The organism is Micromonospora sp. NBC_00389, from assembly GCF_036059255.1.
Taxonomy (GTDB): Bacteria; Actinomycetota; Actinomycetes; order Mycobacteriales; family Micromonosporaceae; genus Micromonospora.
The window spans coordinates 2,575,072-2,594,471 of sequence record NZ_CP107947.1; the positions used below are offsets into that span (position 1 = coordinate 2,575,072).

The following is a 19,400-nucleotide window of genomic DNA, read 5'->3' on the forward strand; positions in this document are numbered from 1 at the left end:
GGCACAGTACGCTTGTCTGTCGTGACCGCTGCCGATTACGCCGAACAGCTCAAGGAACTCGACGCGACCCTGCGAAACATCGAGGCCGTCCTCAACCTTGACCGTCTGCACGAGGACAAGGCCCGGCTTGAGCAGGAGGCGTCCGCCCCCGATCTGTGGGACGACCAGGCCAAGGCTCAGCAGGTGACCTCGCAGCTGTCGTACGTCAACGGCGAGATCAGCAAGCTGGGCAGCCTGCGTTCGCAGCTCGACGACGCCCAGGTGCTGCTGGAGCTGGCCGAGGCCGAATCCGACCCGGGTGTGCTCACCGAGGTCGAAGCGGAGATCACCGGGCTGACCAAGGCCATCCAGGAGATGGAGGTCCGTACCCTGCTCTCCGGCGAGTACGACTCCCGGGAGGCGCTGGTCGCCATCCGGGCCGGTGCCGGTGGCGTGGACGCGGCGGACTTCGCCGAGATGCTCCTGCGGATGTACCTGCGCTGGGCGGAGCGGCACGGCTACCCGACCGAGGTCTACGAGACCTCGTACGCCGAGGAGGCGGGCCTGAAGTCGGCCACCTTCGCGGTCAAGGTGCCCTACGCGTACGGCACGCTCAGTGTCGAGTCGGGCACCCACCGGTTGGTCCGGATCAGCCCGTTCGACAACCAGGGCCGCCGGCAGACCAGCTTCGCCGGCGTCGAGGTGTTGCCGGTCACCGAGCAGACCGACCACATCGACATCCCCGAGAACGAGATGCGGGTCGACGTCTACCGCTCTTCCGGGCCGGGCGGGCAGAGCGTCAACACCACCGACTCGGCGGTGCGGCTCACCCACATTCCGACCGGCATCGTGGTGACCTGCCAGAACGAGAAGTCCCAGCTGCAGAACAAGGCCTCCGCGATGCGGGTTCTCCAGGCCCGGCTGTTGGAGCGTAAGCGCCAGGAGGAGCAGGCCAAGCTGGAGGGGCTCAAGGAGAACGCCGCCGGCTCGTGGGGGGACCAGATGCGGTCCTACGTCCTGCACCCTTATCAGATGGTGAAGGATCTCCGAACCGAGCAGGAGACCGGCAATCCGAGCTCGGTCTTCGACGGCGAGTTGGACAGTTTCATCGAAGCCGGCATCCGCTGGCGCAAGCAGCGCCAACTCGCCGGCGACGGTGCGTGACGACACGCAGGCGGAGCGCGTCGTCGATCTCCTGGTAGAGCCCTAATCGAGGACGCGCGGCGTATCTACGGGGCGTGGGGCTTGGCACTGTCGTTACACCGCGTAGACTCACCACCCGTGATTCAGCTTGAGCAAGTGACGAAGACGTACCCGAAGGCGTCCCGGCCTTCGCTCGACAACGTGTCCGTCTCGATCGAGAAGGGCGAGTTCGTCTTCTTCATCGGTCCATCCGGCTCCGGCAAGTCCACAATCATCAAGATGCTGCTGCACGAGGTCGCCCCCAACAAGGGGCGGGTCATCGTCAACAGCAAGGACGTCACCTCGATGCGCTCCTGGAAGCGACCCCACTTCCGGCGCTCGATTGGTTGCGTTTTCCAGGACTTCCGGCTGCTTCCGAACCGCACCGCGTACGAGAACGTGGCGTTCGCCCTTGAGGTGATCGGCAAGACCAAGGCGGTTGCCCGCCGGGTCGTGCCCGAGGTGCTGGAGCTGGTCGGGCTCGGCGGCAAGGAGCACCGCTACCCGCACGAGCTCTCGGGTGGTGAGCAGCAGCGCGTCGCCGTCGCCCGGGCGTTCGTGAACCGTCCGCTGATCCTGCTGGCGGACGAGCCGACCGGAAACCTGGACCCGGACACCTCGATCGAGATCATGCGTCTGCTGGACCGGATCAACCGCACCGGCACGACCGTCGTGATGGTCACCCACGACTCCAACATCGTGAACCAGATGCGCCGCCGCGTCGTCGAGATCGAGAGCGGTCGCATCGTGCGTGACCAGGCCCGCGGCGTCTACGGGTGAGCCGGCGCTCCACCCCTGCGCAGCCTGACGACGAACACCTGATGCCGGAGACCCGGAGGAAACCCCGATGCGCGTGAAATACGTCCTGTCCGAGGTATTGGTCGGACTGTGGCGCAACGTGACCATGTCCATCGCGATGATCATCACGATGGCGGTCTCGCTGACCATGCTCGGCGCCAGCGGTCTCATGTACCGCCAGGTCGACGACATGAAGGACCTCTACTACAAGAACATCGAGGTTTCGATCTTCTTGAGCCAGGAGGTGACCGAGCAGCAGCGCACCGACCTGAACGCCAAGCTGGACGGCGACCCCCTGGTGAAGGAGGTCCTCTATGTCAACAAGGACGAGGCGTACAAGCGCTTCAAGGAGATGTACCAGGACGCGCCGGACCTGGTGAACGCGGTCAAGCCGGACCAACTGCCTGAGTCGTTCCGGCTGAAGCTGAACAACCCGGAGCAGTACAAGAACATCTACGACCAGTACAAGGAAACCGAGGGCGTCGACGAGATCGTCGACCAGAGCCGACTACTGGACAAGATCTTCAACATCCTCACCTCGATCCAGAACATCGCGCTGGCCGCCGCCATCGTGATGGCCGTCGCCGCCCTGCTGCTGGTCGCGAACACCATCCAGGTGGCCGCCTACAGCAAGCGGCGTGAGGTGGCGGTCATGAAACTTGTCGGCGCTTCCAACTGGTTCATCCAGGCGCCGTTCGTGTTGGAGGCGGTGGTGGCTGGCCTGATTGGCTCGCTGCTCGGCCTGGTTGCCCTCGTCGCGGCGAAGTATCTGCTCTTCGACGGGTCACTCAGCGCGTTGCAGGGCCTGCTCTCGCCGATCAGCTGGGGTGACATCATGTTCATCTTCCCGCTGATGGCCGGCGTCGGTGGCCTGGTCAGCGCCGGCACCGCCTGGATCACCCTCCGCTTCTACCTGCGGGTCTAGGCGCCGTACGGGTCGTCCCGTCATCGCCCGAGGGCCCTCCCGCTGCCGGAAATAAACGGCGCGGGAGGGTCCTTGTCATTCAGGTAGCATGATCGGTTGTCCGGCCGGGGTGATCCCGGCCATGGACTTTCCGGGAGAGGGGGTGGCACCGATGCCACGGGAAAAGGGGCGCAAGGTCGTCGCCTCCAACAAGAAGGCGCGTCACGACTACTCGATCCTCGACACGTACGAGGCGGGTATGGCGCTCACCGGCACCGAGGTCAAGTCGCTGCGGGCCGGGCGCGCGTCGCTGGTGGACGCGTTCGCCCAGGAGCGCAACGGCGAGCTGTACCTGCACTCGATGCACATCCCGGAGTACACCCAGGGCACCTGGACCAACCACGAGCCCCGGCGTACGCGCAAGCTGCTGCTCAACCGGGGCGAGATCGACCGGCTGCTCGGCAAGACCCGTGAGGGCGGTCTGACCATCGTCCCGTTGCAGGTCTACTTCTCCGACGGCTGGGCCAAGGTGGAGATCGCCCTGGCCAAGGGCAAGAAGTCGTACGACAAGCGTCAGGACCTCGCCAAGCGGGACGCGGACCGGGAGATCGCCCGGGTCTCCGGTCGGCGCGGCAAGGGCATGGACGACTGAATAACCCTGTTTGTCCGGGTCGGCGCGCCGGCCCGGGGCTCGGGATGAAACCCGTTGCGGCAGGCGTTAGTCTTGTCAGTGCCGCCACATCGGCGGCCTGTCGAGGGGGTGACTGGTTTCGACTTCGTACGCAGCGACAGGGGAAGCGAGCCGAGGAAGCCGACGTCGTCTCGAGAATCGGTCGTCGGAAACTTATAAGCGCCAAGAACAATCGCGCTGACTTCGCTCTCGCCGCCTGAGGCGAGTAGCTAAGTCTGTCGGCCTGGGAACGCCTTCGTCCCAGTAGCCGGCATCAGCTAGAAGGCTGGCCAATCGGACCCGGTCGCGGGGTCCGTGCGGCGAGATTAATCAGCGACTGGGCCCGTCACACCAACTTGCTCGCGTGAGCGGTGGGGCCGAGTAGAGGCACAGCGAGCTGCGCTCGGAGAAGCCCTGACAAACCGGCGAAGGACCCGGGTTCGATTCCCGGCACCTCCACCACCTCGAAGCGATGCGCCCCGGCCCCCCGGCCGGGGCGCATCGTCGTATCCGGGCCCACTCGGCTCCGGCACTCCCGGGAGCCATGACGCCGGCCGCGGCGTGGCTCGCCTACGCTGCCGGCTGTGACGAACGAGGAGCTGCGCCTGTCGGTCGGCGCGTCACCCGCTCAGCGCACCGTCTCGGTGGTGGTCGGCGTCTTCGTTGCCGCCGTCGGCGCGGCGTTCGTGGTGCTGCCCCTGGTCGCCGACGGGCTGCTGCGCCGGCTGACCGGCCCGGGCGACGGGCTCGCCACCTACGAGGAGGCTCGCGACCTGCCCCCGGGGTTGCTGCCGCCCGGGCTGCAGGATTCCGGCAGTGGCGGGGACCAGACCGGCCCCGGCCCGCTCGTCGGGCTGTGCGGCCTGCCGTTCGCCCTGCTCGGTGTCTACCTGGTGCTGCGGGTGCTCCGCACGGCCGCCTGGCTGGATGGCAGCCGGGTCCGGGTGCGCGGGGCGTTCGCCAGCCGGACCGTCGACCTCGCCACCGCCCGGATCGACGCCGCGACCCTGCCGTACCGCGAGGCGGGGGACGACGTGCGGGCGCGCGGGCACCGGGCGCCGGCCGTCGTCGCCACCGACGGCGAGAGCGGGCGGCGGGTCACCATCCCACTGCGCGGCATGGGGCTGGACACCCTGCCCCCGTCCGAGTTGCGGGCGCTGGCGGACGCGATCAGCACCGGGCGTCCCGTGGACGGGCGCGACGGCGACGCGCACGCCGTCGCCAGCCACCTGCGCCGCCTGGCGGAGCACCCGTCGGCGGGCTGACCGGCTGCATCGCCTCGCGAAAAGGTATGCCTGTGGTGTCTGTGGGACTGCTGCTGCGGATGGGGCAGATGAGGCGTCCGAGGGCTCTGGACAGGGCGGACGAGCGGGTTCACCATCGCGGTATGCGGTAGCAACGGAGCGCGGGAGGTGCCCATGGCCACCGGTCCGGTCCAGCAGCCGTCACGTGCCGCCGCGTATCCGCATTCGGCCGGTCTCCCCGCCGGTCCGCACCCCACCGGGCTGCCCGGTGACCCGCGCCCGGCCGGGCTCGCTGGTGACCTGCACGCGCTCGCCCGGGCCGTCGCCGTCGCGGCGACCGAGCCCCGTTGGCGCGAGCGCGTGCTGGTCCGGTTGCGCCCGGTCGGGCAGGGCTTCGCCGAGCACGTCCGGGTCACCGAGGGTCCCACCGGCCTCTACTGGGAACTGCTCGCCCACTCACCCCGGCTGGACCACGGGGTCCGGCTGCTGACCCGGGAGCACGCCGAGATCGTCGCCGCGATCCTGTCCGTGCAGCGGGCCGCCGAGCAGCCCCAGACCTGCCCCGACGAGGTGCGCGGCCGGGCTGGGCACCTCGTGCGGACGCTGGCCCGGCATCGACGGCGCGGCGCCGACCTGCTCTGGCAGGCGTACCAGATGGATCTGGGCGGCGAGACCTGAGCCGGCTGCCGGTGGTCGGGGAACCGGAGCGTCGGCGGGTGCGTCGTACCAGCATGCGTCGATCGATCCTGCTGCTCACTCTGCCCCTGCTGGTGCTCGCGGCGGGCTGCGCTCCGACCGACACCGACGCGCCCACCGCCCCGGAACACCGTTCGGAGGCGTTCGAGCAGCGAGCTACCGAGGTCGCCGAGGCGTGGCGGCCCGGTGCCGACTGGCGCACCGGGTACGTCCCGTTGCAGGGACCGACCATCCTCAACGGCGACCCGGGCTTCACGCCGGACACCGAGGCCGCCTTCCGGGCCGGCTGGTACCGCGCGCAGGTCCCGATCCCGCCCACCCGGGTCGGCGGGGAGATCCGCTTCCCGGACGGACGGCTGACCCTGCCGTTGGTCAGCGCGGCCGAGGCGTACCGGCAGCTCGACCAGGGCGATCCGCTGCCCTGTCCGGGACGGCCGAAGCGGCCCGGACTACCGACCCCCGGCCCCACCGTCGAACCCGGACCGGACGGCTGGGTCAGCAGTGGCCCAGAGACCGCCTGCCTTCCGCTGACCGTCACCGGGGTCACGCTCGGCACCGTGCCGGTACGCACCAGCCGGGGCGAGGCGCAGGTCCCGGCCTGGCTGTTCACCATCAAGGAGCTGGCCACCCCGGTGGCCCGGCTCGCCGTCGCGCCGACGGCGGTCACCCCGGTCCCCGAGCCCACCGCGCCGGCACGGCCACTGCCGGACGGGTTGGTGGCAGCCCAGGACCTGACGGCGGTCGACGGTGCGCGGCTGACTGTCCGGCTCGGTGTCGGCGCCTGCGACACCGGGATCACCCCGCTGGTACAGGAACGGCCGGACGTGGTGGTGGTCGGCGGCGGGGTCACCCGGTCCACCGGCGAGTGCATTGACCTGCTCAAGCTGGAGCCGGTCACCGTCACCCTGGCCGCGCCGCTGGGTGCCCGGCCGGTGCTGGACGTCTCCACCGGCGCGCCGCTGTCGATCGCCCCCCGCTGACCGCGCACGACCGTCCCGGACGGGCCGCTGGTGCTGGTGGCGGTGTGCGGTCAGAGGATGCTGGGCACCTCGGTGGCGATCGGTACCGGCAGCACGGTGGGACGGTTGGCGCGCAGCCCGGCGGCGAGCGCCACGCCGAGCTGGTCGGGGGTCTCCACCACCTCGGTGGCGCAGCCGTAGCCGGCCGCGATCGCGGTGATGTCCAGCCCCGGCAGGTCCAGGCCGGGCACCCCGGGCGTCTCCTTCAACTCGGCGAACGCCTTGAGGATCGCGTACTGCTGGTTGATCGGGACGATCACCACCACCGGCAGCGACAGCCGGGCGGCCGTCCACAGCGCCTGCACCGAGTAGTGGAACGAGCCGTCACCGACCACCGCCACCACCGGCCGGCCGCGTCCGGTGTCCCGCTCGGCCAGGGCCACGCCGATCGCGGCCGGCAGACCGTAGCCGAGGCCGCCGCTGGCCATCGTGAAGTACGACGCCGGGCGGTTGATGCGTACCCGGCGGCGCAGTGCGGACAGATTGGACGGTGACTCCTGGATCAGCACCCCGTCCGCCGGCCAGTGCGCGGCCAGCGCGGCGAACAGGGCGTCGGCACTCAGCGGCGCGGTGACCTCCGGCGGCGCCATCGAGTCCCGGGGTGCCGGTGGTGTCCGGTCGGCCGGCGGCACCATGTCGACCAGCGCCGCCAGGGTGAGCCCGGGATCGCCGAGCAGGCTGTCCCCGACCGGAGCGCGGGCGGCCTCGTCCGGGTCGTCCGTGACGTGCAGCAGGCGGGTGCCGGCGGGTAGATGGTCGCCCGGCACGTACGGGTAGTAGCGGAACACCGGGGCACCGATCACCAGCACGGTGTCGTGCCCGCTCAGCGCCTCGGCCAGCGGCCCGATCGCGAACGGCAACACCCCACGGAAGTGCGGGTGGTCCTCCGGGAACACGCTCCGCTCCGGGGCGGGGGCGGACCAGACCGGTGCCGCCAGCCGCTCGGCCAACGCCACGGCGGCCGCCCAACTTCCGGCCCGGTCCACCCCCGGCCCGAACACCAGCGCCGGGTTGTGGCTGCCGGCCAGCACCCGGACGAACTCGTCCAACCGCTGCGGGTCAGGTGCGAACCGGGTGGCCACCGAGCGCGGCGCGGGCGGCGGGTCGGCCGGCTGGGCCCAGTCGTCCATCGGCAGGGAGAGGAAGACCGGCCCGGCCGGGGGCTGCACCGCGGTCGCGTACGCCCGCATCAGCGCCGCGGGGATGTCCTGCGCGCGGACCGGCTCGTAGCCCCACTTGACGTACGGCTGGGGAAGCTCGGCGGCTCGGCGGCTGGTCAGCCGGGGTTCGAGCAGCAGCATCTCCCGGGTCTGCTGGCCGGCGGTGACGATCAGCGGGGTCTTGTTGTGCCAGGCGGTGACGAGGTTGCCCATGCCGTTGCCGGTGCCCGAGGCGGTGTGCAGGTTGACGTGCGCGGGCGCGCCGGTGGCCTGGGCGTACCCGTCGGCCATCGCGACCGCCGTCGCCTCGTGCAGCGCGTGAACGTAGTGGAAGTCGGCCGGGAAGTCCCGCAGGAACGGCTCCTCGGTGGAGCCGGGGTTGCCGAAGACGGTGGTCATGCCGAGGGCGCGGAGCACGTCGTACGTCGCGTCCCGGACCGTTGCCATCGCCACCTGCTTCCGTGTCGCGCGCAGGGACGACCGCGGTCGCCCTCCCGATCAGCCGAATCTATCGGGATGTCACGGACGTTTCGGGCGTTTCCCAGGCGTCGGTGACGCGACCCACCGCGGCGGGCTGCGCCCGGCACCGGTTCAGGGCAGCGGGAACGGCAGGGTGATGCCGTCCAGTGCTCGGCCGCAGGCGCAGTCCCGCGCGGCGGGTAGCGCGGCCAGCGCGTCCAGCAGCACGCCCCGCAGCCGGTCGGTGTTCGCCGCGAAGACCTGGAACACCTCCTCCTGGGTGACCGACTCGCCGGCCTGCAACCCGGCGTCCAGGTCGGTGATCAACGCGATCGACGAGTAGCAGAGGGCCAGCTCCCGGGCGAGCACCGCCTCCGGGTGGCTGGTCATGTTGACCACCATGCCGCCGATCGAGGTGAACCAGCGGGACTCGGCCCGGGTGGAGAACCGTGGACCCTCCACGACCACCACCGTCCCGCCGTCCACGGCGGTGACGTCCCGGCCGGCGGCGGCGGTGAGCAGCGCCCGCCGGCCGCTCGGGCAGTACGGGTCGGCGAACGGCACGTGCACCGCGCCCTGGTCGTAGTAGGTCTGCGCCCGCCCGCTGGTCCGGTCGATCAACTGGTCGGGCACCACGAACGTGCCGGGGCCCAGCTCCGGGCGGAGCCCACCGACCGCACACGGGGCGAGCACCTGGCGTACGCCGAGGGAGCGCAGCGCCCAGAGGTTGGCCCGGTAGGGGATCAGGTGCGGCGGGTACCGGTGGTCGCGGCCGTGTCGAGGCAGGAACGCGACCCGCCGCCCGGCCACCTCGGCGATGGTCACCGCGTCCGACGGCGGGCCGTACGGAGTGTCCAGCTCATGGGTGGTGCCGTCGAGGAGGGCGTACAGGCCCGATCCGCCGATCACCGCGAGGTCCGCCTTCGGTGCCATCGACCCTCCGTCTTAACTGTCCGATCACCCGCCGGTCAGACCTTAGCCAGCACCCGGAGTGCAGGCTATGGTGCCAGGCATGGCGTTGACGACGCGGCTGATCCCTGCGCACCGTGCGGGTCCGGTGAGTGACGGATCCCCGGCGCGGGTTCACGGTTGACGGGTGTGTGGGATGCAGGGAGAGGGCCAGGCGATCGGCGGACGGGCGATGGAGTCGATGACCGGGCGGCTGCTGGTCGCGACTCCGGCGCTCAAGGACCCGAACTTCGACCGCACGGTGGTGCTGCTGGTCGCCCACGAGCCGGGCGGCGCGCTCGGCGTGGTGCTGAACCGGGCCACCGAGGTGCCGGTCGTCGAGGTGCTCGGCGACTGGAGCGACCTGGCCCGCCACCCAGCGGTGCTCTTCGAGGGCGGCCCGGTGCAGCCCGACTCGGCCATCTGCCTGGCCCGGATGCGGCAACCGCTGCGGCGGGTCAAGGGCTTCCACCAGGTCTCCGGGGCGGTCGGAACGATCGACCTCTCGATCGACCCGGAGCGGCTGCGGGAGAGCATCGGTGGCATCCGGGTCTTCGCCGGCTACTCCGGCTGGGGGACCGGGCAGCTGGAGCAGGAGATCGCCGACGGTTCCTGGTTCCTGCTGGACGCGCTGCCCGGTGACGCCTTCGTCGACCGGCCGGACGACCTGTGGCCGATGGTGCTGCGCCGGCAGGGCGGGATGATGTCCGCCGTCGCCCACTTCCCACCGGACGTGGCGCTCAACTGACCCGTTCGGGGGCGAACCGGCGGCTGGCGTCCCCGCCGCGCGGGGACCCGCGAGATGACCATGCCGGGCGGGATGTGTATAGTTTCCCAGTGCCCGGGCGACCGGGAACAGCAAGGGGCCGTGGCGCAGCTGGTAGCGCACCACACTGGCAGTGTGGGGGTCAGGGGTTCGAGTCCCCTCGGCTCCACCCTTGAAGCAGGCGACACAGACGCCCTGGTCAACACCGAGACGGTGAAGGCCAGGGCGTTCGTCGTTCCACCCTCTACCCGGTCGACATGCCAGATCCATGCCAGATCATGTGTCGGCGCGTCCTCTCGCTTCCTGAATGAGCGCATCCAGGGCAGCGGCGATTGCATGGTCTCGGTCACGCGTCGCGTGTTGGTAGATCATCGCCGCCCGAGTGCTGGAGTGCTTAGTTCCGCTTCAACGTCTGACACGGCTGACGGTGCTCCGGGCGTGGCACCCGCCCTGACGGCGGCCCACGTTACGGGTCCGGTAGCTCGTTCGGGTCTGCGATGAGCGCATCTAGCTGTTCGACACGTCGTCGGAGCACTCTGGCTGCGACCGGTGGCAAGGCACGCATGGCGAGGTCCAGGACCCGACGATGATCGAGGGGGTCTGGACAGCATGAGGGCTGGCCACAACCTCGCATCTCTGACCTCTGCTGCCGAGATGCGCGAACGTACAGCTTCCAGCCCTGTAGGGCCTCGGCGACCGCGCCAGGGTGTAGGCGTGACCGCTCGAACTGGGCAATGTCGGACTGACCTCGGCGAGGAATGCCAGGAACGACTGCGATCCGTTCTCCGGGCCGTGGTTGCCGACGTAGGCCTGCCCGGATCTGCCCTGATGATCTACGAGGCACGGCTCTTTCGGGTTGTCGACATGAACTCATGAACCCACGGACCTCGGTCGTAGCGGGCCGGCTCGGCTCGGGGCAGGTCGACGAGGACCAGGGCCAGGCCGTCACCAGGCCGTCGGAGGTCGATCGTGAGTGACCAACGATGACCACTGGTGAGGACATCTGTCCAGGTAGCAGGACGTGTTCGGCCTGATCACCAGCCCGGCCGGGTCCGCCTTACCTGTAGTTGGTGAACTGATGACCCTGCCTCGGAGATTACCGATGGCGGGATCGTCGACCGCTGGACCGCTCCCAGGTCTGATGCAGCGCCGGTCGGCCGAAGGCCCTGAAGATGTCTCCAGCACCCCGTACGAGCAAACTTCACCCGGTCCGGGTGAGGTCGAACCGCAGGTCAAGGGCGTAGCGTCCGGGTCATGGTGCTGGAGCGTCCTACCCCGGCCAATCCAATGCCGACCAAGCCGCAGGACCCGGCACGCCCTGGCGCGCAGGCGCGGGCCCTGCCCCCGGAGCTGGGCTCGAACGCGATCGCCGTGGTCAGCGGTGCCACCTTCATGTACTCGGATCCGGCCGGCGACGTCCCGCCCGGCACGATCGGCGGCCTGGTACACCGGGACACCCGCCTGCTCAACCACTGGGTGCTCACCATCGACGGCCAACGCCTGCTCGTGCTGCGCTCCAGCGTGGTCGACCACTACTCGGCGCAGTTCTTCCTGACCAACCCCGCGCTGCCCCAGCTGCCGGCGAACACCATCGCTGTCCGTCGGCTGCGCTACCTGAGCGACGGGTTGCACGAGCGGATCGAAGTCGCCTCCTTCGCCACCGAGCGGGTCCGGTTCGAGTTGCGCCTCGAGGTGGGCAACGACTTCGCCGACATCCTCGAGATCAAGACCAACGTCCGCGACCGGTCGGAGCGGATCCAGCGGCGGCACGCGCGAGACGGCTCGCAGCTGGTGTTCAGCTACGAGCAGGACGGCTTCACCGCGGACACCCGGGTCCGGTCGACCCGCCCGCCGCAGCGGCTGGAGGGCGACCACCTGGTCTGGGAGATCGACCTCGGACCGCGCGAGCAGTGGCAGGTCGACCTCAAGGTGCCGGTGCCGCCCGGCATTGGCATTGGGGTGACCGAGCCGGTCCGGGGCGATATCGCCGACGTCTTCCACCACCGGGTGGAGGATCCGGCCGCCCGGTGGCTCGCCCGCGCCGCCGAGCTGACCAGCGACCACCTGGTGCTGGAGCGGGCGACCGCGCAGACCCGCTCGGACATGTCCGCGCTGCGGCTGGAGATGGAGGTGGGGGAGGAACGGATCAGCCTGCCGGCCGCCGGCATGCCCTGGTTCCTCACCATCTTCGGCCGGGACACCCTGATCACCTCGTACCAGGCGCTCACCTTCGGGCCCCGGATGGCCAAGGGAACCCTGCTGGCGCTGGCACATCACCAGGGCCGGCAGTGCGAGGACTTCACCGACGAGGAGCCCGGCAAGATCCTGCACGAGGTCCGCTTCGGTGAGCTCACCCAGCAGGGACTCATGCCGTACAACCCCAACTACGGCACCGCCGACGCCACCCAACTCTGGCTGATCCTGCTGTCCGAGTACTGGCGCTGGACCCGCGACGACGACCTGGTCCGGTCGCTCCGGGACAACGCACTGGCGGCGGTGAACTGGATCGACCGGTACGGCGACCGGGACGGCGACGGCTACGTCGAGTACGCCACCCGCTCCCCGGAAGGGCTGGGCAACCAGTGCTGGCGAGACTCCTGGGACGGGGTGCGCTTTGCCGACGGACGGATGCCGGTGCTACCGATCGCCACCTGCGAGATCCAGGGCTACACCTACGACGCGAAGCTACGCCTGGCGGAACTCGCCGACGGGCCGCTGGCGGACCCGGCCTTGGCGGACCGGCTGCGCGCCGAGGCGTACCGGCTGCGCGAGAGGTTCAACCGGGACTTCTGGATCGAGGGGCGGGGCGGCTACTACGCCGTCGGCCTCGACGGCGACAAGAACAAGATCGACTCCATGACGTCCAACCTGGGGCACCTGCTGTGGAGCGGCATCGTCCCGCAGGAACGCGCCGCCGCGCTCGCCCGGCAACTGCTCTCCGAGGACATGTTCAGCGGCTGGGGGATCCGGACGCTGTCCCGGGCCGACGCGCCATACAACGCGCTCGGATACCACCTCGGCACGGTCTGGCCGCATGACAGCTCGATCAGCGCGCTGGGCCTGGCCCGATACGGCTTCCGCGACGAGGCTAACCGAGTGGCCCTCGCCCTGCTCGACGCCGCCGCCGAGTTCGGCGACCGACTGCCGGAGGCGATCGCCGGCTACCCGCGCGAGCGGACCCTCGACGCCATCCCGTACCCGACCGCCTGCAGCCCCCAGGCCTGGGCGTCCGGCGCCCCACTGAACCTGATCCGCACCATGCTGGGGCTCCACCCGGTCGACGGCCAGCTCGTCGTCGACCCGGCGGTGCCGCACGAGGTCGGCCGGATTCACATTCGCGGCATCAGCGCGTTCGGCCACCGCTGGGACGTCGAGGCCGTCGGCTCGGAGGGGTACGTGCGGCTCGCCGCCGATTGAGCGCCCCGACCCGCACGTTTGTCTCGGGTGTCGGCGGGAATGGCACCGGACATGACGAAACCTCGTGTGGTGATCGTGGGGGCCGGGTTCGCCGGTTACCACGGCGGGAGTCAGCAGTGAGTCAGCAAATTGGCTGGCTACGCGACGACAACGGGCGGAAGAAGCGAGACAGCCGCCGTGCATGAGAGCACGAGACGACGCTGATTGACACCCGCTGACTACCACGACCAGGCTCCCCCGACGGGGGTCGGCGCCGCGCACAGCAGAGAAGTACAGCAACGAAGCCGGCCGTACCGCACCCCTGCCGACCGGTACAGCCCGCCTGACCTCGGACGCAACCGCACCAGAAGCCGCTGCCAGCAGTTCGGGACGAAGCGGTCCGTGCCCGATCCGCGCCCGACGTGTGGTCAACAACGGTCAGCAAGGGCACCTCGGCCATCCGTCCGGCCACTACAAGTAGTCACCCCACCCGATCAGGCGCCCGGGGACGAGAGCGAAGAGTGTTGACCAATGCACCTTCCAAACTGAAGGTCGTATCGTCTGCGCATGAGCGAGGACGCCTTCGTCTTCCCGGCCATGCCAAAGGTCGATGTCGTTCGGCTCCTGGGCGTCCTTGCCGAGACTCAGCCGGGCGAATGGGTTGCACCGGGGCCAGTCTTCGTCTGGCTGGCGGAGGAGGACCGCGACTTGTACGTCGACTGGGAGCCCCAGATGGTGGCGACACTGGAGCGGGCTGTCGGACAGCGGCCCACCTGGGCGGTCCAGATCAACTACCGAGCTTCGTGCCGGGACGAGATGATGACGCTGACTCGGGCGTTGATGCGGTCGGGCGGTGTGGCGGTAGACGACTTCGTGGACCACGTCTGGACAGTCGAAGAGATCGCGGCCGATGCCCTCGTCCGGAGTGGCAGGTTCGGCGAACCGCCGGTACGGCGGTGATCACCAGGTGGTAGGTAGCAGCGGCCGCGTGCTGGCGGGCCGCACAAAGAGGCGGGTGACCAACTCGGTGACGATCGGGACAGACGCCAGCGGACGAGCGGGGACCGTGATGGACGGTTCCAGCAGTTCAATCCCCATGAAGCGCCAGGCCAGAGCGCCGTGTTGGTTGCCTGGGGGTCACGGGGTCGATGACGGTCGGTAGGCTGATCGAGTGCACGGGGCATCACCGGACGAGCTTCTAGAGCTGGACATCGTGGACCGGCTCGGCATGACTACGAACTCAACCGTCGCCATCTATAACGCTGTCCCAGCGCGGGTCGTCCTCACGAGGGCCAGCCTTGTCTTGGAGGCGGAGGGCGAGGACTTGCTCGTCTGCCTTATTGGCATACGGCGACAGTTGGAAGCCGAGGGACTCAATCTCTGCTGCAAAGGAGCGCGGCCGGACGTCTGGCCGTCCGGCCAGCTCAGGCAGTTCACCAACGGTCGTTTCGGATACGTCCTGGCTCCGCCTTCTATGGGTGACAGGCCCGAAGAGGTCGACATGTTCGCTGCGGCCGGCGCCAAGGAGATCGGCACCGTCGAGGAGCAGCGTGAGGCGGTCTCCCGGTTCCATGGCTTGCGCAAGCCGTAGACGACGAGCCGCAGAGGTTCCGGTGTGCCAAATCCGTGCCAGGTCAACCGGTGACGCTGGGGGGCTGACGGGGACTGGCGGAGTGATCTGAGGCTCTGCCGCAGGTCAGCGCTCCGCCAGGTCAGGAGAGTTCGAGAGATCCCCCTGGCAGTGTGGGGGTCAGGGGTTCGAGTCCCCTCGGCTCCACCCTTGGTTGTGCAAGCCAATCGGCACCAGTCAATTGACTGGTGCCGATTGGCTTTTCGTCGACATGTGGTTCGTACCACCACGTGCCGAGCTGCGATTCGAGTCCGTTTCAGAATCCGATGGCTTCGCGGAGCAGCAGGACGGTGCCGCGCCCGGGATGGGGTTCTGCGTTGAGGACGAGCAGGCGGTTGATGGCGCTGGGCTGCCCGTATGCCACCTGGGCGCGGGCGCTCTCCAGCGGGAGGGCGTGGTCTTCGAGGCGGCGCAGCGCGGTGTCCAGGTCGGGCACCACCTTCTGCGCCCCGACGATCCAGATCGCGCGGGCGGCGCCGCCGGCGTAGGCGGGTAGTTGGCTTCCGCTGGCCGAGGCGACCACGAGGGAACCGGTTGCGGTGAGCGCGGCGACGCTTCCCACCACGACGTCGGGGCTGGCGAGCAGCCGCCGGATGTCGTCGGCACCGGTGACGCGGTCCATGGCCAGTACATGCGGCTTGACGGCCTGATACCGCCCGCTGGTGTTGATGGCCTCGTCGATGCCAGACAGGCGGAGGGTCTCGCTGGCCGCGGTGAAGACGCTGGCGCCCTCGGGTATCAGATCCTCGATGCGCGCACGGGCGGCGGCGGCGTCGTCGAGGATCTCGACGGTGAAACCATGTGCTGTCAGCGCAGTCGCAGCCCGTTCCAGGAGCTGCGCGGGTGCCGGGTCAGCGAACATCGTTGCCGGAATCGGGGTGGTCATGGTGCCTCCTGGGCTGGACGCGGTGACAGTGGCTTCGGGTGCCGAGCCCGCCAGTGGAGTGGTGTCGAGGTACCTGACCTCGTAGACCCGCTCGGTGAACCTCCAGCCGTTCGGGGTGCGCTGGCATCGGTCGTGGTAGATGGCGTAGTTCAGTCCCTGGCGACCGTCGAGGGTGCGCGCGAGCTCCTGGATGTAGGCGCGGCCCGTCGCGGTGTCGCCGTCGAGTTGGATCGTGCCCGAGTGCGTGGTCTGCACGAAGACGTCCCACTGGGCCTGCAGCCGCTCGCCTCCGGCGCGGATCTCCTCCCGGCCGACCAGTTCGGCGGGGATGTTGGGCATCCGCAGCGCGCCGTCCGGCGTGAACAGCGACGCGAGGCGGGTGCGGTCGCGCATCATCGCCGCGTCGGTAAACTCGCCGCGCAGCGCCTCGATCTCGACGCGATCCGCGATGGCCTGAAAGTCACTCTTCGGCTCCTCTTGCCTCCCTGTCACATCGAGCCCGGCGTACGACGCCCGCTGGATGGTGAGTTCGTCTCAGCAGTACGACAATGCAGCCCCGCGAAATGTGAGGCGACGCCAACCTCACAATTCGGTGCGCTGTCTTGTCGAACTGGTGAGAGCCGCTGCGACCGAGGGAGTCGGCGACACCATGGCCACCCGATCCGAACCAGGGCACGCCCGACCCGATCCGGGCCTGAGCGCGATCATGAGCGAGCGGCGCCAACTGATCAACCTCGCGTACCGGCTCCTCGGCTCCCTGGCCGACGCCGAGGATGTCGTCCAGGAAACCTACGCGCGCTGGTATGCCATGCCGCAACAGCAGCAGGAAGCCGTCGAAACCCCCGGCGCCTGGCTGACGACGGTCGCCAGTCGCATCTGCCTCAACCTGTTGGGTTCGGCACGGGCCCGGCGAGAGACCTACGTGGGCGAATGGATCCCGGAGCCGCTGCCCGAACGTACGGAGTGGAACAGCGGGCGGTCGGACGGCAGCGCCGTCGACCCGGCCGACCGGGTCACCCTCGACGAGTCGGTCAACATGGCCTTCCTCGTCGTGCTCGAATCGATGACCCCGGCCGAGCGCGTCGCGTTCATCCTGCACGATGTCTTCCGCTACTCCTTCGCCGAGGTGGGCGAGATCGTCGGCCGTACCCCGGCGGCATGCCGGCAGTTGGCTTCCTCAGCCCGCCATCGTGTTCGCGCGACGCAGGCTCCCGCAACCCCGACAGCCCACCAGACCGGCATCGTCAGGGATTTCAAGCGGGCATGGGAGGCCAAGGACATCCATGCCCTCATCGGCCTCCTCGACCCCCACGCCACGGCGACTGGCGACGGTGGCGGCCTCGCCAGCGCCGCGCCCTGCCCGATCGAAGGTGGCGAGCAGATCGCGCGCTACCTCGTGGGCCTCGCCGGCAGGGCAACCAACGTGACGATCCTGGAGCGTACGGTCAACGGCCAGCCCGGTCTGGTGGCCCTGCAGGACGGCATCACCGTGGCGGTGTACGCGTTCGACTTCGTCGGTGACCGGATCACGCGCCTCTGGGCCGTACTGAACCCCGAGAAGCTCCGGCCCTGGCACGACGGTTCCCACCCTGGCCATGATCACGTTGGTGGTCCCACAAAGATCAGTTAGCCGTCGCCGCGAATCCCGGCCACCCCGACGTCGAACCTTTGCCGCCCCGCGTCCGTACCACTGCGCGGGAGGTCAAGCCATGACCGTGCGTCGAGTGCTCGCCGCCGTGCTGGTCGCCGCGGCGACCGTGCCGGTCAGCGCCGCGCCGGCCGGGGCGCACGGCGCGCCGACCGACCCGATCAGCCGCGCGGCGGCCTGCGGACCCGAGGGCCGGTACGCGGCCACCAGCGCCTGCCGAGCCGCCGTCGAGGCGGGTGCGGCGGTCCGTGAGTGGGACAACGTCCGGGTCGCCGCGATCAACGGCCGGGACCGGGAGCGGATCCCGGACGGGGAGCTGTGCAGCGGCGGGCTCTCCGCGTACCGGGGGCTGGACCTGCCCCGGACCGACTGGCCGGCCACCGAGCTGGCCGCCGGTGCCCGGTTCACGTTCCGGTACCGGACCACCATTGAGCACCGGGGCACGTTCCGGCTCTACGTCACCCGGCCCGACTACGACCCCCGGGCATCGCTGACCTGGGCGGATCTGGAAGCCCGCCCGTTTCTGACGCTGACCGACCCGCCGGTGCGGGGCGGGGCGTACCAGCTGCCGGGCCGGCTGCCGGCGGGTCGCGACGGCCGGCACCTGATCTACACGATCTGGCAGAACTCCAACACCCCGGACACCTACTACTCCTGCTCCGACGTGGTGTTCCGCTCGGCGCGCGCCGGCACGGCGACGGGCACGCCGAAGCCGGCCGCCGCGACGAAGAGCGCACCGCGTACCGCCGCGAGCCGGCCGGCCGCCACCGACCCGGCGGTGGTGGCGGCGGCCGACCCGGGCGTGCCCGTGGCGGCGGTGACCGACCTCGGCGACCGGTGGCCGGTGCTGGCCGGCGCTGCCATCGTGCTGGTCCTGGCGCTGCTGATCGGCGCGAGCCGGCGGCGGCGGAGCGGCGGCCCGCCGGTCGGCCGGCAGTGCGAGGTGCGCAACCACCGGGCCGGGCGGCGCCGGATCTGGTGACCCGGCCAGCCGGCGCGGCGGCGCTCAGCCCAGGTGCCGGTCGATCTCAGCCAGCTCCTCGGCGGTGAAGTCGAGGTTGTCCAGCGCGGCGATGTTCGTCTCCAACTGCTCGACGCTGCTCGCCCCGATGATCAGGCTGGTCATCCGCGGGTCGCGCAGCGCCCAGGCCAGCGCGAGCTGGGCCAGTGACTGGCCACGGCCCTCGGCGACCGCGCCGAGCCCTCGGATGGTGGTCATCTTCTCCTCGCTGAGGTCGCTCTCGTTGAGGAAGACGCTGGTGCGCACCCGCGAGTCGGCGGGGATGCCGGCCAGGTAGCGGTCGGTCAGCAGGCCCTGGGCCAGCGGGCTGTATGCGATGCAGCCGGCGCCGACCTCCTCCAGCGTGTCGAGCAGGCCGTCGGCCTCGGTCCACCGGTTGAGCATCGAGTACGACGGCTGGTTGATCAGCAGCGGCGTGCCCAGCTCGCGCAGGATCGCGGCGGCGCGAGCGGTCTGCTCGGAGTTGTAGTTCGAGATGCCCACGTACTGCGCCTTGCCGGAGCGGACGATGGCGTCCAGCGCGCCCATCGTCTCCTCCAGCGGGGTGTCCGGGTCGAACCGGTGCGAGTAGAAGATGTCGACGTAGTCCAGCCCCATCCGGCTCAGCGACTGGTCCAGGGAGGAGATCAGGTTCTTGCGCGAGCCCCACTCGCCGTACGGGCCGGGCCACATGAGGTAGCCGGCCTTGCTGGAGATGACCAGCTCGTCCCGGTACGGCTTCAGGTCGGTGGCGAGCATCCGGCCGAAGTTCTCCTCCGCCGCTCCGGGCGGCGGGCCGTAGTTGTTGGCCAGGTCGAAGTGGGTGACACCCAGGTCGAAGGCGCGCCGGACGATGTCGCGCTGCCGTTCGAACGGGCGGTCCGGGCCGAAGTTGTGCCACAGGCCGAGGGAGACGGCGGGCAGCCGCAGGCCACTGCGTCCGCTGCGCCGGTAGGTCATGGTGTCGTAGCGGTCATCCGCGGCGAGGTAAGTCACGATCAATGAGCCTAGCCCT

The 19,400-nt window shown here is 69.9% G+C and carries 17 protein-coding genes, 1 tRNA gene and 1 other RNA gene; 15 read left to right on the forward strand and 4 right to left on the reverse strand.

Annotated elements, in window-relative coordinates:
* Positions 1-21 precede the first annotated feature (21 nt).
* From prfB to OG470_RS12385, 8 genes are all read left to right on the forward strand, one after another.
* Positions 22-1,143 carry a peptide chain release factor 2 gene (prfB, locus tag OG470_RS12350; protein WP_328423789.1) on the forward strand — a complete coding sequence of 374 codons (1,122 nt, stop codon included), beginning with the start codon at positions 22-24 and terminating at the stop codon, positions 1,141-1,143.
* Positions 1,144-1,260: 117 nt separating this feature from the next.
* Positions 1,261-1,941: a cell division ATP-binding protein FtsE gene (gene ftsE, locus OG470_RS12355; RefSeq protein ID WP_328423791.1), complete on the forward strand. Its 681-nt coding sequence runs from the start codon at positions 1,261-1,263 to the stop codon at positions 1,939-1,941.
* Between the two features lie 67 nt (positions 1,942-2,008).
* Positions 2,009-2,884 carry a permease-like cell division protein FtsX gene (gene ftsX / locus OG470_RS12360; protein ID WP_328423793.1) on the forward strand — a complete coding sequence of 292 codons (876 nt, stop codon included), beginning with the start codon at positions 2,009-2,011 and terminating at the stop codon, positions 2,882-2,884.
* Between the two features lie 151 nt (positions 2,885-3,035).
* Positions 3,036-3,515, forward strand: coding sequence for an SsrA-binding protein SmpB (smpB, locus tag OG470_RS12365; RefSeq protein ID WP_328423795.1), 480 nt, complete (start codon positions 3,036-3,038; stop codon positions 3,513-3,515).
* A 104-nt stretch (positions 3,516-3,619) separates the two neighbouring features.
* Positions 3,620-3,995, forward strand: a transfer-messenger RNA (tmRNA) gene (gene ssrA / locus OG470_RS12370).
* Positions 3,996-4,117: 122 nt separating this feature from the next.
* Complete coding sequence (locus OG470_RS12375; protein WP_328423797.1) at positions 4,118-4,798, forward strand: hypothetical protein; 681 nt, start codon at positions 4,118-4,120, stop codon at positions 4,796-4,798.
* A gap of 153 nt (positions 4,799-4,951) precedes the next feature.
* Positions 4,952-5,455, forward strand: a complete 504-nt coding sequence (locus tag OG470_RS12380) for a hypothetical protein (protein WP_328423799.1) — start codon at positions 4,952-4,954, stop codon at positions 5,453-5,455.
* 53 nt (positions 5,456-5,508) lie between these two features.
* Positions 5,509-6,453 carry a hypothetical protein gene (locus OG470_RS12385; protein WP_328423801.1) on the forward strand — a complete coding sequence of 315 codons (945 nt, stop codon included), beginning with the start codon at positions 5,509-5,511 and terminating at the stop codon, positions 6,451-6,453.
* Positions 6,454-6,503: 50 nt separating this feature from the next.
* On the opposite strand, the gene mdlC is transcribed toward OG470_RS12385, so the two are convergent.
* Both mdlC and OG470_RS12395 read right to left on the reverse strand, forming a co-directional pair.
* Complete coding sequence (gene mdlC / locus OG470_RS12390; protein WP_328423803.1) at positions 6,504-8,099, reverse strand: benzoylformate decarboxylase; 1,596 nt, start codon at positions 8,097-8,099, stop codon at positions 6,504-6,506.
* A 144-nt stretch (positions 8,100-8,243) separates the two neighbouring features.
* The gene (locus OG470_RS12395) at positions 8,244-9,044 is read right to left on the reverse strand and encodes an S-methyl-5'-thioadenosine phosphorylase (RefSeq protein WP_328423805.1); all 801 of its coding nucleotides are present in this window, start codon (positions 9,042-9,044) and stop codon (positions 8,244-8,246) included.
* 172 nt (positions 9,045-9,216) lie between these two features.
* Between OG470_RS12395 and OG470_RS12400 the strand changes: the two genes are divergently transcribed.
* The 5 genes from OG470_RS12400 to OG470_RS12420 all read left to right on the forward strand — a co-directional run bounded on the left by OG470_RS12400 (position 9,217) and on the right by OG470_RS12420 (position 14,812).
* Positions 9,217-9,807 carry a YqgE/AlgH family protein gene (locus OG470_RS12400; RefSeq protein ID WP_328423807.1) on the forward strand — a complete coding sequence of 197 codons (591 nt, stop codon included), beginning with the start codon at positions 9,217-9,219 and terminating at the stop codon, positions 9,805-9,807.
* Between the two features lie 114 nt (positions 9,808-9,921).
* Positions 9,922-9,994: transfer RNA gene (locus OG470_RS12405), tRNA-Ala, on the forward strand.
* A 1,085-nt stretch (positions 9,995-11,079) separates the two neighbouring features.
* On the forward strand, positions 11,080-13,242 hold the full coding sequence (locus OG470_RS12410) for an amylo-alpha-1,6-glucosidase (protein ID WP_328423809.1): 2,163 nt from the start codon (positions 11,080-11,082) through the stop codon (positions 13,240-13,242).
* A 546-nt stretch (positions 13,243-13,788) separates the two neighbouring features.
* Entirely contained in the window at positions 13,789-14,181 is a 393-nt protein-coding gene (locus tag OG470_RS12415; RefSeq protein WP_328423811.1) for a hypothetical protein, read from the forward strand.
* 211 nt (positions 14,182-14,392) lie between these two features.
* Complete coding sequence (locus tag OG470_RS12420) at positions 14,393-14,812, forward strand: hypothetical protein (protein WP_328423813.1); 420 nt, start codon at positions 14,393-14,395, stop codon at positions 14,810-14,812.
* 295 nt (positions 14,813-15,107) lie between these two features.
* On the opposite strand, the gene OG470_RS12425 is transcribed toward OG470_RS12420, so the two are convergent.
* Positions 15,108-16,229 carry a nuclear transport factor 2 family protein gene (locus tag OG470_RS12425; RefSeq protein WP_328423815.1) on the reverse strand — a complete coding sequence of 374 codons (1,122 nt, stop codon included), beginning with the start codon at positions 16,227-16,229 and terminating at the stop codon, positions 15,108-15,110.
* A gap of 157 nt (positions 16,230-16,386) precedes the next feature.
* On the opposite strand from OG470_RS12425, the gene sigJ reads away from it, so the two are divergent.
* Together sigJ and OG470_RS12435 are read left to right on the forward strand one after the other, a co-directional pair.
* On the forward strand, positions 16,387-17,367 hold the full coding sequence (gene sigJ / locus OG470_RS12430) for an RNA polymerase sigma factor SigJ (RefSeq protein ID WP_328423817.1): 981 nt from the start codon (positions 16,387-16,389) through the stop codon (positions 17,365-17,367).
* A 79-nt stretch (positions 17,368-17,446) separates the two neighbouring features.
* Positions 17,447-18,367: a lytic polysaccharide monooxygenase auxiliary activity family 9 protein gene (locus OG470_RS12435; RefSeq protein WP_328423819.1), complete on the forward strand. Its 921-nt coding sequence runs from the start codon at positions 17,447-17,449 to the stop codon at positions 18,365-18,367.
* Between the two features lie 24 nt (positions 18,368-18,391).
* Here the strand turns inward: OG470_RS12435 and mgrA are convergent, their stop codons facing one another.
* Positions 18,392-19,387 (reverse strand): L-glyceraldehyde 3-phosphate reductase, encoded by a 996-nt coding sequence (gene mgrA / locus OG470_RS12440; protein WP_328423821.1) that lies wholly within the window; start codon positions 19,385-19,387, stop codon positions 18,392-18,394.
* Positions 19,388-19,400 lie beyond the last annotated feature (13 nt).

Excerpts from the sequence above, each read along its gene's own strand:
- OG470_RS12380 (WP_328423799.1), top strand. The coding sequence starts at position 4,952 with ATGGCCACCGGTCCGGTCCAGCAGCCGTCACGTGCCGCCGCGTATCCG.
- mdlC (WP_328423803.1), bottom strand. The coding sequence starts at position 8,099 with ATGGCAACGGTCCGGGACGCGACGTACGACGTGCTCCGCGCCCTCGGC.
- OG470_RS12435 (WP_328423819.1), top strand. The coding sequence starts at position 17,447 with ATGACCGTGCGTCGAGTGCTCGCCGCCGTGCTGGTCGCCGCGGCGACC.
- OG470_RS12400 (WP_328423807.1), top strand. The coding sequence starts at position 9,217 with ATGCAGGGAGAGGGCCAGGCGATCGGCGGACGGGCGATGGAGTCGATG.
- OG470_RS12415 (WP_328423811.1), top strand. The coding sequence starts at position 13,789 with ATGAGCGAGGACGCCTTCGTCTTCCCGGCCATGCCAAAGGTCGATGTC.
- OG470_RS12385 (WP_328423801.1), top strand. The coding sequence starts at position 5,509 with ATGCGTCGATCGATCCTGCTGCTCACTCTGCCCCTGCTGGTGCTCGCG.
- smpB (WP_328423795.1), top strand. The coding sequence starts at position 3,036 with ATGCCACGGGAAAAGGGGCGCAAGGTCGTCGCCTCCAACAAGAAGGCG.
- OG470_RS12410 (WP_328423809.1), top strand. The coding sequence starts at position 11,080 with ATGGTGCTGGAGCGTCCTACCCCGGCCAATCCAATGCCGACCAAGCCG.
- OG470_RS12395 (WP_328423805.1), bottom strand. The coding sequence starts at position 9,044 with ATGGCACCGAAGGCGGACCTCGCGGTGATCGGCGGATCGGGCCTGTAC.
- ftsX (WP_328423793.1), top strand. The coding sequence starts at position 2,009 with ATGCGCGTGAAATACGTCCTGTCCGAGGTATTGGTCGGACTGTGGCGC.
- sigJ (WP_328423817.1), top strand. The coding sequence starts at position 16,387 with ATGGCCACCCGATCCGAACCAGGGCACGCCCGACCCGATCCGGGCCTG.